The sequence below is a fragment of the Nonlabens antarcticus genome (genome assembly GCF_015356755.1).
Classification (GTDB): domain Bacteria; phylum Bacteroidota; class Bacteroidia; order Flavobacteriales; family Flavobacteriaceae; genus Nonlabens; species Nonlabens antarcticus.
Map to the genome: position 1 here is coordinate 106,421 of NZ_JADFCO010000063.1, position 15,212 is coordinate 121,632.

15 protein-coding genes are annotated in these 15,212 nt (G+C 36.7%); 10 read left to right on the forward strand and 5 right to left on the reverse strand.

Annotated features, from left to right (window positions below):
• Positions 1 to 79: 79 nt before the first annotated feature.
• Complete coding sequence (locus IQ282_RS04810; RefSeq protein ID WP_194850722.1) at positions 80 to 931, reverse strand: universal stress protein; 852 nt, start codon at positions 929 to 931, stop codon at positions 80 to 82.
• A 369-nt stretch (positions 932 to 1,300) separates the two neighbouring features.
• On the opposite strand from IQ282_RS04810, the gene rimK reads away from it, so the two are divergent.
• From rimK to IQ282_RS04850, 8 genes are all read left to right on the forward strand, one after another.
• A complete protein-coding gene (gene rimK, locus IQ282_RS04815; RefSeq protein WP_194850723.1) occupies positions 1,301 to 2,173 on the forward strand; it encodes a 30S ribosomal protein S6--L-glutamate ligase in 873 nt (290 codons plus the stop codon).
• Positions 2,174 to 2,631: 458 nt separating this feature from the next.
• Positions 2,632 to 3,066 carry an RrF2 family transcriptional regulator gene (locus tag IQ282_RS04820; protein ID WP_194850724.1) on the forward strand — a complete coding sequence of 145 codons (435 nt, stop codon included), beginning with the start codon at positions 2,632 to 2,634 and terminating at the stop codon, positions 3,064 to 3,066.
• Between the two features lie 52 nt (positions 3,067 to 3,118).
• Entirely contained in the window at positions 3,119 to 4,885 is a 1,767-nt protein-coding gene (locus tag IQ282_RS04825; protein ID WP_194850725.1) for a cbb3-type cytochrome c oxidase subunit I, read from the forward strand.
• A 2-nt stretch (positions 4,886 to 4,887) separates the two neighbouring features.
• Positions 4,888 to 5,895 carry a cbb3-type cytochrome c oxidase subunit II gene (locus tag IQ282_RS04830; RefSeq protein WP_194850726.1) on the forward strand — a complete coding sequence of 336 codons (1,008 nt, stop codon included), beginning with the start codon at positions 4,888 to 4,890 and terminating at the stop codon, positions 5,893 to 5,895.
• Between the two features lie 217 nt (positions 5,896 to 6,112).
• Complete coding sequence (locus tag IQ282_RS04835) at positions 6,113 to 6,382, forward strand: hypothetical protein (protein ID WP_194850727.1); 270 nt, start codon at positions 6,113 to 6,115, stop codon at positions 6,380 to 6,382.
• Positions 6,383 to 6,384: 2 nt separating this feature from the next.
• Complete coding sequence (locus tag IQ282_RS04840; protein ID WP_194850728.1) at positions 6,385 to 6,807, forward strand: cytochrome C; 423 nt, start codon at positions 6,385 to 6,387, stop codon at positions 6,805 to 6,807.
• Positions 6,807 to 7,172: a group III truncated hemoglobin gene (locus IQ282_RS04845; RefSeq protein ID WP_194850729.1), complete on the forward strand. Its 366-nt coding sequence runs from the start codon at positions 6,807 to 6,809 to the stop codon at positions 7,170 to 7,172. Before IQ282_RS04840 ends, IQ282_RS04845 begins: the two co-directional genes overlap by 1 nt.
• Before the next feature lie 12 nt (positions 7,173 to 7,184).
• Positions 7,185 to 7,526 (forward strand): cupin domain-containing protein, encoded by a 342-nt coding sequence (locus IQ282_RS04850; RefSeq protein WP_194850730.1) that lies wholly within the window; start codon positions 7,185 to 7,187, stop codon positions 7,524 to 7,526.
• A gap of 530 nt (positions 7,527 to 8,056) precedes the next feature.
• Here IQ282_RS04850 and IQ282_RS04855 read toward each other — a convergent pair.
• The gene (locus IQ282_RS04855) at positions 8,057 to 8,470 is read right to left on the reverse strand and encodes a BLUF domain-containing protein (RefSeq protein ID WP_194850731.1); all 414 of its coding nucleotides are present in this window, start codon (positions 8,468 to 8,470) and stop codon (positions 8,057 to 8,059) included.
• A gap of 642 nt (positions 8,471 to 9,112) precedes the next feature.
• Between IQ282_RS04855 and IQ282_RS04860 the strand changes: the two genes are divergently transcribed.
• The gene (locus IQ282_RS04860; RefSeq protein WP_228547224.1) at positions 9,113 to 9,823 is read left to right on the forward strand and encodes a hypothetical protein; all 711 of its coding nucleotides are present in this window, start codon (positions 9,113 to 9,115) and stop codon (positions 9,821 to 9,823) included.
• Positions 9,824 to 10,091: 268 nt separating this feature from the next.
• Here the strand turns inward: IQ282_RS04860 and IQ282_RS04865 are convergent, their stop codons facing one another.
• The 3 genes from IQ282_RS04865 to IQ282_RS04875 all read right to left on the reverse strand — a co-directional run bounded on the left by IQ282_RS04865 (position 10,092) and on the right by IQ282_RS04875 (position 13,479).
• The gene (locus tag IQ282_RS04865; RefSeq protein WP_194850732.1) at positions 10,092 to 10,772 is read right to left on the reverse strand and encodes a response regulator; all 681 of its coding nucleotides are present in this window, start codon (positions 10,770 to 10,772) and stop codon (positions 10,092 to 10,094) included.
• Positions 10,769 to 12,589 (reverse strand): sensor histidine kinase, encoded by a 1,821-nt coding sequence (locus tag IQ282_RS04870; protein WP_194850733.1) that lies wholly within the window; start codon positions 12,587 to 12,589, stop codon positions 10,769 to 10,771. Before IQ282_RS04870 ends, IQ282_RS04865 begins: the two co-directional genes overlap by 4 nt.
• Before the next feature lie 416 nt (positions 12,590 to 13,005).
• Complete coding sequence (locus IQ282_RS04875; RefSeq protein WP_194850734.1) at positions 13,006 to 13,479, reverse strand: ferritin-like domain-containing protein; 474 nt, start codon at positions 13,477 to 13,479, stop codon at positions 13,006 to 13,008.
• Between the two features lie 88 nt (positions 13,480 to 13,567).
• Between IQ282_RS04875 and IQ282_RS04880 the strand changes: the two genes are divergently transcribed.
• Positions 13,568 to 15,052, forward strand: coding sequence for an exonuclease domain-containing protein (locus IQ282_RS04880; RefSeq protein ID WP_228547225.1), 1,485 nt, complete (start codon positions 13,568 to 13,570; stop codon positions 15,050 to 15,052).
• Positions 15,053 to 15,212 lie beyond the last annotated feature (160 nt).

The window sequence follows — 15,212 nt, forward strand, 5'->3', positions numbered from 1 at the left end:
TTCAGCAAACCTTAAATGCCTATTAGGACAAACCAGTTGGTTTTTATTAGCTGGATTTTCTAATTAAAGATTACCAGGATTAATTGTGCAAATCATGCATTGCTAACAAGGGCACATGACTAAACATGCCTAATTCCTTAAGCATGGGCGTGGCGAAAATCTTTTCAAAAAACGCATGCTTTCTATTTACCATGGCGATCATATCGCTATCGCGACTTTCCACAAAATTACGCACCGCCAAATTACGCTTTGAGCCACTTATGTGATGAAAGCTATAGTTTGCACCTTCAAGACACTCTGATAGCATTTGCTTATTGCGCTCTTTGGTTTCTGAAAGTGAATCCTCAGGGCTGACATGAAGCACGCAAATATTAGCGTTATAAGCAATTGCAATCTGCACTAGGTGCAACAGCTCCCTGCTTTTATAATTACTGCTATAACTGGTAGGAAATACGATCTCCTTGATTTCTTTAGGAATAGCCTCTAAAGGAACACTCATCACAGGGCAATTGCGAACCTCATCCATCGCCGTTATCGTATTACTGCCAAAGAGTGCGCCGCTGCGGTTGTTCTCCCCCTTAGTTCCCATAACAACCAGGTCAATGTCATTCTTGTCTATTACAGATTTTATCACACTTATAGGATCACCATATTCTGTTAGAATGTTATAGTTATGATCATAATTAGTGTTTCTCAATTTGAGCATCTCTAGGATCTTGTTCAATCCATCGCCAGAAATCTTTCGAGCTTTATCAAACGAAGTCTCTCCAAACTCTGCTGCATTGATATCTCCTATAGGATAACCGTCAATAACATAGGAGTTCACTAGGTAAAAAGTACATTCTTGGTCTTTGAATAAGTCGGCCGCATAGGTCACAGCGTTCCAAGCGTTTTTAGAGAAGTCAGTCGGAATGAGAATTTTCTTTTTCATTTTTCAGGTTTTAAGAATTAGATAAAACTAGGGACTAATCAAAACATAAATCATGACTTTTGTCAGTCAGCTATTAAAATGATCAAAAGTTTTAGTCTTGTAAACTCAAAACTTTTCAAGGATTGACTGTGGTTTTGAACGTATGATTAACAATTGAGAATGCTGATTGCCCTCAGAATCACTAAAAATGTCCGCCCCTCAATATAAGCAATTGGTTTTAAGTAATAACTTTTGTTCAGGTGTCTCATAATAATATCGTTGGTATTTTAATATGTCCATTATATTTGCGCCTCTACGTATTGACTTAAAAATAACAACTCTTTACATTTTTTAATAGTACCTTTTAAAACAACAACGAAAAACTATTTTATGAGAATTGCAGTGCTGTCACAGAACCCTAATCTTTATTCTACCAAACGTTTAATAGAGGCTGGCACAAAAAAAGGTCACGAGATGTTGATTGTTGATCACACTAAATGTAATCTGGTCATAGAAAAGAAGAATCCTACAATCATATATAAAGGGAAAGAACTGACTGATATAGATGGTGTTATTCCTAGAATAGGTGCTTCTGTAACCTTCTTTGGAACTGCGGTAGTTCGTCAGTTTGAAATGATGAAAATATTTTCAGCTACAGAATCACAAGCGTTAGTAAGATCCCGGGATAAATTAAGAAGCTTGCAAATATTATCGAGAGCAGGATTGGGATTGCCTAAAACGGTTTTTAGCAATTACTCTAAAGATGTTGCATCTGTTATTGATGCTGTTGGAGGAGCACCACTGGTTATTAAATTATTAGAAGGAACGCAAGGTCTAGGAGTCGTTCTAGCCGACAATAAAAATTCTGCCGAATCCATACTCGAAGCATTCAACGGTTTACGAGCTAGGGTAATTGCTCAAGAATTTATAAAGGAAGCCGGTGGAGCAGACATACGCGTCTTTATTGTTGATGGCGTCGTTGTAGGAGCGATGAAAAGACAAGGTAAAGAAGGAGAATTTAGGTCAAATCTACATAGAGGCGGTAGCGCTAATGTCGTAGAACTTACTGATGATGAAGAAAATGCTGCTCTAAAAGCTGCTAAAGCCATGGGCTTAGGTATCGCTGGTGTGGATCTATTACAATCAGCTCGTGGTCCACTTATTTTAGAGGTGAACTCTTCTCCTGGACTAGAAGGGATTGAATCTGCCACAGGAAAAAATATAGCCAACTTTATTATCAAGTATGTAGAGCGTAACGCATAAACATAATTTCATTAAAAAATATAAGTCGTGAATCAGTCTATTTAAATAAAGATGATGAGCGACTTTATAGTTGTTTATAAGTTCGTTTGTGTAATTCTTACTGTTTCGCCTCATTTGAAATACCCTAATAAAACTACCGCTGAATCATCAAGTTTGAATTTTGATATTCTAAGCAACTGACATTAAATCATCTATTATCTTAAATCTTATTAAATTAAGAATTACGTTATGCGCGTAGCTTACACATACTCATTATCACATTGTATGAATATGATTCTTGAAAACAACTACAGACTATTAACAGGTCTATTCCCAGCCACCTTCTCTCTTTAAAATAATTCTTATATTCATCCATTGTATCAATTTAATTTGATGCTGGATCTTTTTTTTAAGATTCGGATAATAGCATCCGAATTTGAAATAATTTGTATCTTTGATCTCTGAATCTAAAACAATTGATGTTCTCTAAAAGTTGTACTTACGGAATAAAAGCAACGCTTTATATAGCCCAAAAATCTCAATGGGAAGAGCGTGTAAGCTTAAAGGAAATTGCTGAGGCAATTAACTCACCTGTGGCTTTTACTGCAAAAATATTACAGGTTTTGGCAAAATCTGGAATCGTTAAATCCATTAAAGGACCAAACGGTGGTTTTGAGATTGAGAAAGTCCAATTAAAGAAGATTACCATTAAGCAAATAGTCATCGCACTTGATGGAGACAGTTTATTTAAAGGATGTGCGTTAGGATTTGACGAGTGTAATGATAAAGCACCGTGCCCCATGCACAATGATTTCGTTGCGATTAGAGATTCCTTAAATCAAACGCTAACAGACGCAAACCTGCTGGATGTTGCTATGAATTTAAACTTAGGACTGACCGTTTTAAAACGATAAAACATTTATTATAAATCAGGATAAAAAGGTGTGAATATCCTAAAACCTAACTATGAATAACTTACTTATACTCTTACAAGATGATCTCTCTACAGAGAACTGGTTGACCAGTCCCGGAGTCATCGGCACCATCATTCTCATTATCATTGTTGTTTTCCTAGCAATCTTTATTCTTATAAAAAGGTTGAATAACTATGTCGATCTTTTAGATAAAAACACCGAGGATTTAACTGAAACTGAATTTGAAAGAAAGCTTATTAATTTAAGCGAAGAAGAGGTTGATGACATACTAGAATTGCGTCAAAAAGGTTTCAAAATTAAAACCGAACATGGAACTGCTGTAATAAAAGAAATTCCCTCCAACCACAGCGGCTTTATCAAAAAGATCATCGATCCCAAGAACCCCCTTTTTGATGAGAAATCAAAAACATTTGACAAGATAAAAGTCTCACCACAACTTCGCGAGATAATCGTCTGGTATTTGACTGCCGCTGTATTTTGGTTAGTTTTTGGTACGCTTGTCGGTCAGTATCTAGGTATGAAATTTCTATGGCCAGAGATGGATAACGCCAGCTGGTTGTCCTTTGGTAGATTAAGACCAGTACATACAAATACCGTATTCTGGGGGTGGGCATCGCTCGCCATGGTAGGACTGGGACATTACGTGGTCGCAAAAACTTCCAACTGCGAGATATTTAGTTACCGCCGTTCTAAAATTGCCTTTTGGCTCATGAACGCCAGTGTTGTCATAGGAAACATCTTTTTGATGGCCGGTATTAACAATGGTGGTGGTGAATATAGAGAGTATATCTGGCCTGTTATGGCCTTGTTTGCCATAGGATTGATCATCACTTTTATAAATTTCTACAAAACAGTTGCCAACCGCAAATTATCTGAAATATACATTTCAAACTGGTTTATTCTCGCTTCCTTAATCTGGACAATTGTCTTGAGTTTTATAGGTTACATCCCCCATTATCAAGATGGTCTGGGTGAAACGGTAATACAGGGATATTATATGCACCAGGGTGTGGGAATGTGGTTTATGACCTTTACACTAGGTCTGGTGTATTATTTTTTACCAGCTGCGCTTAATAAGCCTATTTACTCCTATTCTCTAGGGGTACTAGCCTTCTGGACACAAATGTTATTCTACACTTTAATAGGGACGCACCACTTTGTATTTAGCCCACTGCCATGGTGGTTGCAAACCGTTGCGATCGTTTTCAGTGCTGGAATGTTTATACCCGTATTTGCAGGGAGCACAAACTTTCTAATGACCATGCGCGGCAGCTGGAACAACATTTCAAAGAGTTATGTCTTGCCGTTCTTTTTAGTAGGCGTCGTGTTTTACTTTGTAGGTTCAGTTCAAGGAAGTTTTCAAGCCTTCCGGTTTACAAATTATCTATGGCATTTTACCGATTTTAACGTGGCTCACTCTCACATGACCATGTATGGAATCATAACATTCCTCTTATGGGCGTGCGTTTATTCCTTGATGCCTAAAATTACCGGTATAGAGCCACCTCAGAATTTAGTAGGTGCGCATTTTTGGCTCGCATTTATCGGGTTGATTGCATATATGGTTTCACTTATGGTAGGAGGAACTTTAAAAGGATTGAGCTGGATTGAAGGAAATCCTTTTATAGAATCTGTAATTCTCATGAAAGAATACTGGGTCTGGCGGGCTGTGGGAGGATCCCTGATGTTTATATCACATCTTATTTTTGCCTATAATTTTTACTTGATGGTCAGAAAACAACGACCTATTACGCTTTCGCGAAAGCAAAAACGAGAACAACAAATTAACACTCCATAAGAATGCTGAACTTACATAAAAATCATAGGAATTTAGTTTTACTAGCATTTATCGTGTTTGTAGTACTTAGTGTAGGTGTGGCTATTATTCCTGCCTATCAAATGCAAGGTTATGAACCTATTCCAGGACAACAGGATCTTACAGTACAGGAGCGTCGCGGCCTCGATATCTACATTGCCGAAGGTTGTGTAGGCTGTCACACCCAGCAGGTGAGAAATATAGAGATGGATGCACAATGGGGTGATCGACCGGCACTGGCCTCTGACTACTATTACAGTAAAAAGCGTTTAGACATATGGCGGCAATCCCCATCACTTTTAGGAAGTGAGCGCACGGGTCCAGACCTGACAAACATAGGTGCCAGACAACCGGCAGATGAGTGGCATTTACTCCATCTTTACAACCCGAGATTAGTCGTGGAAGCTTCTATCATGCCGCAGTATACGTGGATGTTCCATATAAAGGACACGTTGCAGTTAAACGATAAAGATATCACGCTGCCTAGATCCATTACTGAAATGACGGGAAGCGATGTCGTTGTGGCTGGTCCTGATGCTATCGACTTAGTCGCTTACCTAAAAAGTTTACAGCAATTTTCTTTTGAGGATTATGATCCTCCCATGGATTTTATACCGGCCTTACCTAAAAATGCTACGGCAGGAGTAGGTGCTGCGGCTTCAAAAAATCCCGAAGGTGCTGGCTTGTTTCAAAACAATTGTGCCGCCTGTCACCAGACAAATGGACGTGGTGTCAAGGGCGCCTTCCCACCACTTGCAGGAAGTATGATTGTAAACGATAAAAACCCTGAGCAACTTATCCAGATTATCATGATGGGATATGATGCTAGACCAGAATACGGTGCTATGCCTGGACTGGGAAATAACCTTACTGATGAAGAGATAAAAGCAATTACAGACCATGAAAGATCCAGTTGGGGAAATAATGCTCCTGAAGTGCCTTTAGAAACTATTACGAGAATTAGAGACTCTATTTCAAATTTACCAATCTAGAGATCCTCAAAACTTTTTAGTTCATGAGACTTATATGATTAGCATGTCATGAGAGTTAAATCCGAGGTTAGGGTTTCTGGAAATTAAAGTGAGGAATCTAAAGTGTGTGAATCATTTGAAATAGTAGTAGTAAAAAAAGATAGATCAATTGAGAGCTTTATCAAAAATCAATATTGTTGAATTCTGTAGTCTTAAAATGACATAAATTAATAGAAATATGAAAAACAAAATAACACTAATTGTAGCTCTATTAATAGGAACGATAGGCATGGCTTGTCCTGTTTGCAAGGAAAAGCAACCAGCAGGTTTTGAAAATATAACACACGGTCAAGGGCCTGAAGGCAACATAGATTACATCATTATGTGGAGTGCCATCGTAATCGTGGGTTACACTTTAATTATGAGTATAAAGTTCCTGGTAAAACCCAAAGAGAATCAAAAAGATCATATCAAAAATCTTGTGGTAGAAGATCAAAATTCCAACTAAGCATGAAAAACGAAAGAAAAGTAACCATATTTTTAGATGACGAGGCCATACCATTTGGTGTGTTTGAACCACCTGCAAGAATTGTTCTTGATACTACAAAGATTCCCGATGGCAAGCACGAACTTAAAATAAAAGCCATTTCCTCTGGCGGAATCGAAGGGGTGAAAATAATTCCGTTTGAGGTTAGAAACGGTCCATCGATTTCGGTTTTGGGAATAAAACCGAATGAAATAATAGAATCAAATACAGCGATTACCATCAATGCCTATGGTAGTGAGACAACAGAGCGGTTTATAATACAAGGATCGGAAACGCCTAAGGCTATTCCATCTTGGGTATGGGCTTTATTGATCATATTTGTTGCCTTTGCAATTTTCTATTTCATCACATCCTGGAATATGGATGGATATAAATCATTTGTGTAATGAAAGACATTGAAACTCGAGAGGATATTGAAGTCATGGTGGATAGCTTCTATGCTGCCGTCCGAAAGGATGATTTACTGGGACCTATATTCAATGAAGTCATAGGAGATAACTGGTCAACACATCTAGAAACCATGTATTCCTTCTGGCAAACCGTTCTTTTACACCAGTTTGCATATAAAGGATCACCGTTTGCTCCACATAGAAAATTACCGATTGAAGCCCAGCATTTTGATCGATGGCTAGCGCTTTTTAACAAATCAATAGATCAACAGTTTTCCGGTAAAATAACCGATGATGCAAAAATAAGGGTCGTAAAAATGGCCGAAATGTTTCAACATAAATTATCGAATAACAGTTTTTAAAACAAACCAATTATGAAAATCGCTTCTATTCTTGAGGATTTACAATACAACGATAAAAAACCAGCCATCCAGATCATGATGGAGACAGAAACCTCCAAGGAGATCAGGATTCTGTTCAAAAAGGATCAAGTTATGAAAGAGCATAAAACGCCCTTTCCCATCATCGTTCAGGTCTTTCAGGGCTCCATAGATTTTGGAATACAAGGAGAACAAAATATCTTGAAAGCAGGTTCCATGATTGCCTTAGAAGGTGGTGTTTCCCACGATCTAAAAGCGATAGAAGATAGCGTGGTACGACTGTCATTGAGTAAAAAAGACAGTATAGAGCGCGTTGAAAGCGTGGAAACAACCTAGGATATATTGATTCACACTGGTGGGAAATGGATCGCAGTTCCGTAGTTTAGGAATAGTGTTGGTTTATGTCTGCCTACAATCGTTGACTAGATTATGTTGTGATTAAGAAAGCGTGATGAATTTTAACATCATGCTTCTTGACCAACTCTTAGAGTTGACATTGATATACAACGCACAACCAACTCCTTCCTTTGGGTCACATCCTAATGCTAAGATGAGCGTCACGATTTCCTACCAATAGATCTTATGAAAACGTCAAGCGTTGCTTAAAAGTGAGCTTCTATTTTTGAATTTATTTCTTAAACACCACTTGAATGGAATCTATAGAAAATTCTAAAGTGGTTCTATAATCTGGTTCAACGCTACTACGTTAAATTAATTAGACTATGAAAAAATTGAGCGCAAGAAGTGAGACTCTTTTGTTAGAAATACCCATAGTTACTTTGGGTCTCTCTAGGTTACTGTAGTAACAGAAACTGTAGTATAATCTATTTTTTGTGATTAAGATTTTTGCAGTTTTCAAATTATTATTAAAAGTGCTCCACACTTAAAAATGGTTCCAATTTTCTTACCAGCTCACTATCGGTTCCCGAATAACAATTACGACGCAGGTATTCCTTCAAAGCGATTAAATCTGTTTTCTTTTCAAGTAAATTGAACTGGGCATTGTAGTTAAGAAACGTAGCATATTCTGTTGCGCCATGGTAGATTTCGTAAACGGTATCATGTCGTTTATCAAATGCTATTTTCTCATATAACGCTACCAGATTTTCTTTAGCTCCTTCAAGAACCTGCAAAAAATTACCTCTATTAAACAGTAGAATTCCTTTGATTCCGTTTTCATTATTGCACTCAGAAGAGCGTTGCAACATATCATTAATTTCAAAATGGCTCAGAGCCTCATCAGCTCTACTGATATAACAAATGGTATAAAAAGAATTCATCAATAATAAATTGGCAAGGCCAAAAATAGTTTCTTTAACAAAACCATAATCTTAGAGAATTCTTAAAAGCTTTAAAGACATTTAGGGTTCATCCCAAAAGTTTGTCGATTCACCTGTCTAGACAAATGAATGTCTTGTTCTCTAAATTTAGATTTTATGGTTTAGTGATTTAACGGTAGCACCTTAAGATTTTTGGAAAATAATTAATTCAACAATGAATTTAAGTGTAGAGCACAGAACAACATTTCAATGGTTATTTGAGATCACTATAAAAGAGTCGATAACTCAACTTTAAAAGTTAGTAATTCAATTTTCTAATTGGCGTGCATCGGCATTCATAAAATATAACCCCACCTCTACTCTAGCTATCTATTACTGTCGTTCTAGAAAATGTTACCAGGTTAGTTTCGCTTTTTAGGAAGGACTTTTCCAGGTCTTATGGACCATTAACGATTGGAATTTATATGCGTTAGCACCACGTTAACTAAACTGATATATAATTAACAAAGATTTACTTCTATAAGGTTCATAATATTACGAACCGAACGTAACTTTGTAATTGTTAACCATGATGTTGTTTATTCTCACAAAAAGGAAAATTTCAAAACTAAAAATAAACAACTCAACTAAAAATCAAGATTTATGAAAAATTTAAATGAGATGAACTCAGCTAAGAATGAAAAAATAGCATCTAGTTCATCTAGATCACAAAAGAATACTGCCTTAAACCTAAATCGTAGTGTCTTACTTGCTATTTTCATGATAATAGGCGGTGTAGGTATATCAAACGCACAATTACAGGAAGGGACCTATATGTTAGGGACTGATTTAGGAAGTGGAATTACAAGTACCGCGAGTAATGGACTTTTCGGTTTTAATTTTGGACTTAACGATGGTGCAGGATACAATGTAGGTCTCGCACCTAAAGTAGGTTATTTCGTTGCTGATAATGTGATGCTAGGTGCTGTAGTAAATCTAGGTTTTACTAAATCTCCAGAGATTAATGGTGAGGCTGCCAAGGCCACTACTTATGGGATTCAAGCCTTATCTCGTTACTACCTTGCTCCTGGTGAAGCTGGAGTTGACAATTTATTAAATAAAGGCAGATTCTTTTTAGAAGCAAATGCTGGTATAGCTGGTGTCAACATCAAGGATGGTGAAACAACTAATGGTTTTGCCTTCGGATTTGGACCAGGTTACTCTTATTTTGTAACCGATAATGTTGCTTTGGAAACTTCTGTAAAGTATAACGGCTTGACAGGTTTTGGAAATGCTGGTTACCAGAATAGTCTAGGATTAAATTTAGGAATTCAAATATTCCTTCCTTCCTCTAAAGTTGACAGTACCTTTTAAAACAAAGATTTTTTTTATTGATTTGAAGGGAGGCTTTTTCGAAATCCTCCCTTTTTTTTATGCGCAATTGCCACTTTAATTTGAATTGCAATTGGAATAAAAATCCAATCATTCCTTTGCGTGAGACTTGTTACGGTAAGAAATACATTTAAGAGTAGTTGTTTATTGATGGTAGTCAAAATAAACAGCGTATTTGTTTAACACCTAGGGTGAAACGATTCCACTTTCGCGAAAGCGAACTTTATCTGACTTATAGGAATACAAAAGATTATAAAAAATCCAGTACCTCATCACTCATACCTCGGGAAATTTTGAACGCTTGATCTCTCAAATAAACATGTGTTTTATCAATGCGATCGATAGCCTTGCGTCGTACCGCAACGCTACGATTGATACGTATCATTTCATTTTCTGGGAAACTATCCATTAATCCTTGCAACGAGATGCGCAAAAGGTCTGAGCCTTTTTTATGAAACAGCTCTGTGTATACATGGTCTGCTTGGGCATACCATATATCTTCTAAAAAATATCGATGCAATCCAGAACCTATTTTTATTAATATTTCTGTGTCCTTATGGTTCTTTTTTAAATTTTCAAAAAGTATATCTACGTTAGTGGTTAGTGATGCAGATTGTATGGGCTTTGAAAGGTAACCTGCTGGTTTTGTGTCCTTGAGTCGTTCTATGGTTCTTTTATCTGTATTTGAAGTCAAATACATGAATGGAATCCGGTAGTCTTCATTGATCTTGTGCGCAATTTCTATTCCTCCCTTTTGACCTGATAAATTTACATCCAGCAATACTAAATCAAATTTTTCACGCTCCATAGCTCTTATCGCCTGGCCATAATCTATAGCGATGGCAGGAACGGAATAGCCGTGCTTTTCCAGCATACGCTCTAGACTTCCAGCAATCAGTAATTCATCTTCAACAATAAGAATTTTTTTCATGTATTTCTTTTTCTTTTCACCAGAATACTATAGTCAGAACCGTCTCGCTTTATGGTGCCCTGCAATTGTTTCACCATCGTTTTTACAATATAAAGCCCTAAGCTTTGATCGTCGTTTTTAATTATAAACGCTTCTCCATTATCCTTATAAGTTACATTAAGCCCATCTGAATTATCATGGATTTTTAAATCAATTGCTACTTGATGAGATTCTGGTCTAGCGTGCTTAAGGGAATTTGTTATTAATTCATTAATCATAATTCCTAAAGGGACAGCCGTTTCTAGGTTTACCTTGATATTCCCTATTTCTTGATGATAAGCCACATCATCACCATTCACTTGAATTAAAGCATCTGCAATTGCAGCGATATAAGACTTCACTGGAACTTCCTTATGTGCCATAGCATGATTTGACTCCACAAATTGATCGTGAACTGTGGCTATAGCCTGGATCCTATTATTTAAACTCTTTAGATTTTCCACAGTTTCAAGAGTCTCTGTCTCATCCATCTGGAAAGAAATGAGACTCTGGATGAATGCTAAGTTATTCTTTACACGATGATTGACCTCTTGTAGTAAAAATTCCTTTTCTTCTAAGGATTGCAAAAGTTGATAATTTGCAACTTTAATTTTTGAGTTTTGGTCGTTTATTTTACGGTTTCTAGCAGCTAGGGTTATAAAGAGAAAACCTAACGATAGTAAGAAAATTGTTGCTCCTATAAGTCCATAAATAAGAACGTTTTCTTTCCGATTTGCATCTTCCAGTTGGGTTTCTAGTTTTATGTTTTGAAGCACCGACTTTTCTTTATTAAACTCATATTCATACTCGCGTACTTTGAGATTGCGCGATTTGTTTAATGCAATGAGTTCTTCTTTGATGAATAATTTTTGATACAATAAAGCGGAGTCAATGCTCTTTTGACTCTCAAAAATGAGAGAGCGCTGTTTGTAAATATCGGGTCTATAAAAGTCTGATTTAGAATTATTTATAAGTTGTATGGCAGAATCATTATAGATTAACGCTTCATTAAATTCATTTTCATTCCAGTAGTTGTGGGCAAGCACATAATACATGTTTACCACGCCAGGTTGAATACCGTCTTGTTTCCAAATTTTCAAGCCCTTTTTAAAGTTTTCCCTTTTATCTTCAATCTCTTTATCGTCCGTATTTAATCCCAACAATAAATAACCAGAAGCCTCAACTTCTTTAAAGTTATTGGCAGCTCCATACGATCTAGACTTTTCTGCCCATACAATGGATTCTTCCTTTCTATCATTCATACGATACCAGGAAGACAGCCGGTATAAATACCTGCCATAATTCTGATCTTTTGGAATAAATGTTTCATCATAAATACGGGCAATTCTATTGAGATCTTTTTTGCTGATTACCATATCTCCCATCACCTCATGTAATAGTGCCCTTTCTAGTAATATTGCAATTTCCATTTGAGGTGGCAAATTTGAAGATAGCAACATTTCATTTGCCAGATTCAAAGCCTCATCGAGTAGATCTGTTTCTACAAGAGCTTTGAGCTTATAGGTGTTTAAAACATTTTTCTCTTGATCACTGAAGTCTGACAATAAAAATTCATTCAGAGATACTAATGATCGCGCTCTTTCAAAAGATCTAATTTTATTTTCAAATAGAGCTTGAATATTCTCGAAAGACTCATCTTGTATAGTGTCAATAGCGCGTTGCTGCGAAAACATCATTGTACTATAAACTAAAATAGCCAGCACCATGCAAGATTGAAACCAGCTACTGATTAACTCGTTTCCTTTATGGGATTTATAAATGATGCTTTGAAACCTCAATATTTTAAAATCTAAATAATTAATACAATACTATCTAATTAAAATGACAGTATTGAAATCCATCCCATGTCATTCAGAACAAATAAGCCTATGTTCAGAACATTCAAAATTGAAAAGTATCATTCTTAAGTATCTTCGTCAATGATACAAAGAGTAAAACAAGGTAAAGGTTATAATTTACTTTTAAAAATTAGGGTAGTAATTATACATAGGGACCTTTTTTAAGGGTATAATTGCGACAAGAACCCAGCCCAAAACAGGCTGGGTTTTTCTATGGAATCAACTGTAGTTCTATGGAGCTTATACGCAACCTTATCGCTCCAGTATTAATCAATCAGTTCAATTTTAACAACGCAAAAAACCTATCTCAAAAATTGAGATAGGTTTTAATTTTTTCGAAATATTTAAGTACTCGACTAATTCAAGTCTTCTAATTTCTTTACAGTTTCCAGAGTACTTTCGATATGTGATAACTGCCCTCTTACAGTTGGTCTGACTTCTGCAAGTAAGCTATCTTCCTTCAAAGCTTCTTTATATTCCTCTACACTAGCTTTCTCACCACGGATACACTCTTCTAGAATGCTCTCGTCGTTGTCACTAGTCCAGGCCGTTTTAATATCCATCCAGGTACGGTGAATGGTACCTGCGGTAGATCCTTTAGTTGTCGGTTCTTCATTTATTTTAGAAAGTTCGTTATGCAATTCAGTAGCAAAACGACTTCTTTCTAATGCACGCTCTTGAAAAAATGTTTTAAGTCTGGGGGACTCAATTTTATCAATGGCATTTTTATATCCTTTTTCAGCATCGTATGATTTCTCTAACAATTGATTCAATTGTTTTACGGTATTCTCATGTACTTTTTTTTGTCCGCCTTCTCTTGTTGTTTCCATTATGGTTGTTTTAATTGTTGCTTAAATTTAGTTTGAAAAACCTTTTAATCTGTACAAAATAAATCCAATTCACAATGCTTTAACTATAATGAAATATCGCACCCTCAAGGAACATTTCCAATATATCAATCATATTAGGAATTATTCCATGCTTACAGATTATCTTTGTGACATGAATCTAGAAAACCAAATCTATGCAATAGTAGATGTCGAAACCACTGGAAAAGGACTAGGCGGAAATCGAATCACTGAAATCTGTATCGTTAGAATTCAGAATGGTATCAAGCTGGATAAATTTGTGAGTCTTGTCAATCCTGAGCAGCCCATTCCTGGATTTATCACACAGCTGACGGGAATCGATGATTCTATGGTGGATGACGCACCCTTATTTTCAGAAATTGCTGATGACATTTTGGCGTTTTTTGAAAACTCTATTTTTATCGCACACAACGTTGGATTTGACTATAATGTAATCCGCAATGAATTTAAAAAATTGCAGATTGATTTTACATGCAAGCGGTTGTGCACTGTTAGGCTTTCGCGAAAGCTAATTCCCCACATGTCCTCCTACAGTTTAGGAAGATTGTGCTATTCTTTAAGTATACCGCTCGATAATCGTCACCGCGCAGAAGGAGATACGGATGCCACGGTTATTTTATTCCAACGCTTATTATCTCTGGATGACGATTATGAAGTGTTCAAGTCGTTTTTGAATGTAAAAAGCAAGGAAAGCACGCTACCGCCGCACGTTCCTAAAGACCAGTTTGAAAGCTTACCATCAACGCCTGGTGTTTATCTTTTTAAGGACCAATCCCACAAAGTGATTTATGTAGGCAAGGCAATCAACATCAAAAAGCGCGTCTTATCACATTTTTATACTAAGAAAAGCAAATCCTACCTCATGGGTCAGGAAATGTATCACATCGATTTTGAGGAAACAGGAAACGAAGCCGTCGCCCTCCTGCGAGAAGCCGACTTGATAAGACATTATTATCCCAAATTCAACAGTGCACAGAAGAAGCCTCGCAACACCTATCAAATAATTTCTTATAAAAATCAGCGTGGCGTGATCCAGCTTGCCGTGGCAGTTTCAAAGTCTTTCGATTACTCCGTCATTACGTTTTACAATCGTGCTCAAGCCATTGAGAAGCTGGAGTGGATGTGTGAAGAGTTTAATCTTTGTCCTCGCTATTGCGCACTGCAGTTAACGACTGGCCGGTGTACGCATTATAAGCTGCGCAATTGTGAGGGAATTTGCGATAATGAGGAAGAGGTAGAACATTATAACTTAAAGGTTATTGCAGCAGTTGGCGCGTTACAAAGCGACAAACCTACTTTTATCATTAAGGAATCTGGTCGACACAAAGAAGAGAACTGTGTGGTACTTATTAAGGATGGTCGTTATCAAGGTTATGGTTTTGTGGACCACGATATTCCGGTAACCACCATTGATCAGTGTGAAACTTATATCGAACGCAGAACGCCTAATTATCACACGTATCAAATCATCAATACCTATTTAAGAAAAAATGAAATGCGCAATGTTGTGATGCTAGATCAGTTGAGCGCTTAGAGGTTTAGCTGTGAGCTTTGAGCTTTGAGCTTTGAGCAAGATTACAAAAACGATGTTCAGTAATATAATATCAATCAAAAATTATCAAAAATTTTTGATTGAATGAGCTGTGAGTCTCTGAGGAAATTTATCACAGAAGGTGATTTTTAAAGTAGCAATC

Bases quoted from the DNA above. Each gene is read 5' to 3' on its own strand.
- IQ282_RS04810 (WP_194850722.1), bottom strand. From the start codon at position 931: ATGAAAAAGAAAATTCTCATTCCGACTGACTTCTCTAAAAACGCTTGG.
- rimK (WP_194850723.1), top strand. From the start codon at position 1,301: ATGAGAATTGCAGTGCTGTCACAGAACCCTAATCTTTATTCTACCAAA.
- IQ282_RS04820 (WP_194850724.1), top strand. From the start codon at position 2,632: ATGTTCTCTAAAAGTTGTACTTACGGAATAAAAGCAACGCTTTATATA.
- IQ282_RS04825 (WP_194850725.1), top strand. From the start codon at position 3,119: ATGAATAACTTACTTATACTCTTACAAGATGATCTCTCTACAGAGAAC.
- IQ282_RS04830 (WP_194850726.1), top strand. From the start codon at position 4,888: ATGCTGAACTTACATAAAAATCATAGGAATTTAGTTTTACTAGCATTT.
- IQ282_RS04835 (WP_194850727.1), top strand. From the start codon at position 6,113: ATGAAAAACAAAATAACACTAATTGTAGCTCTATTAATAGGAACGATA.
- IQ282_RS04840 (WP_194850728.1), top strand. From the start codon at position 6,385: ATGAAAAACGAAAGAAAAGTAACCATATTTTTAGATGACGAGGCCATA.
- IQ282_RS04845 (WP_194850729.1), top strand. From the start codon at position 6,807: ATGAAAGACATTGAAACTCGAGAGGATATTGAAGTCATGGTGGATAGC.
- IQ282_RS04850 (WP_194850730.1), top strand. From the start codon at position 7,185: ATGAAAATCGCTTCTATTCTTGAGGATTTACAATACAACGATAAAAAA.
- IQ282_RS04855 (WP_194850731.1), bottom strand. From the start codon at position 8,470: ATGAATTCTTTTTATACCATTTGTTATATCAGTAGAGCTGATGAGGCT.
- IQ282_RS04860 (WP_228547224.1), top strand. From the start codon at position 9,113: ATGAAAAATTTAAATGAGATGAACTCAGCTAAGAATGAAAAAATAGCA.
- IQ282_RS04865 (WP_194850732.1), bottom strand. From the start codon at position 10,772: ATGAAAAAAATTCTTATTGTTGAAGATGAATTACTGATTGCTGGAAGT.
- IQ282_RS04875 (WP_194850734.1), bottom strand. From the start codon at position 13,479: ATGGAAACAACAAGAGAAGGCGGACAAAAAAAAGTACATGAGAATACC.
- IQ282_RS04880 (WP_228547225.1), top strand. From the start codon at position 13,568: ATGAAATATCGCACCCTCAAGGAACATTTCCAATATATCAATCATATT.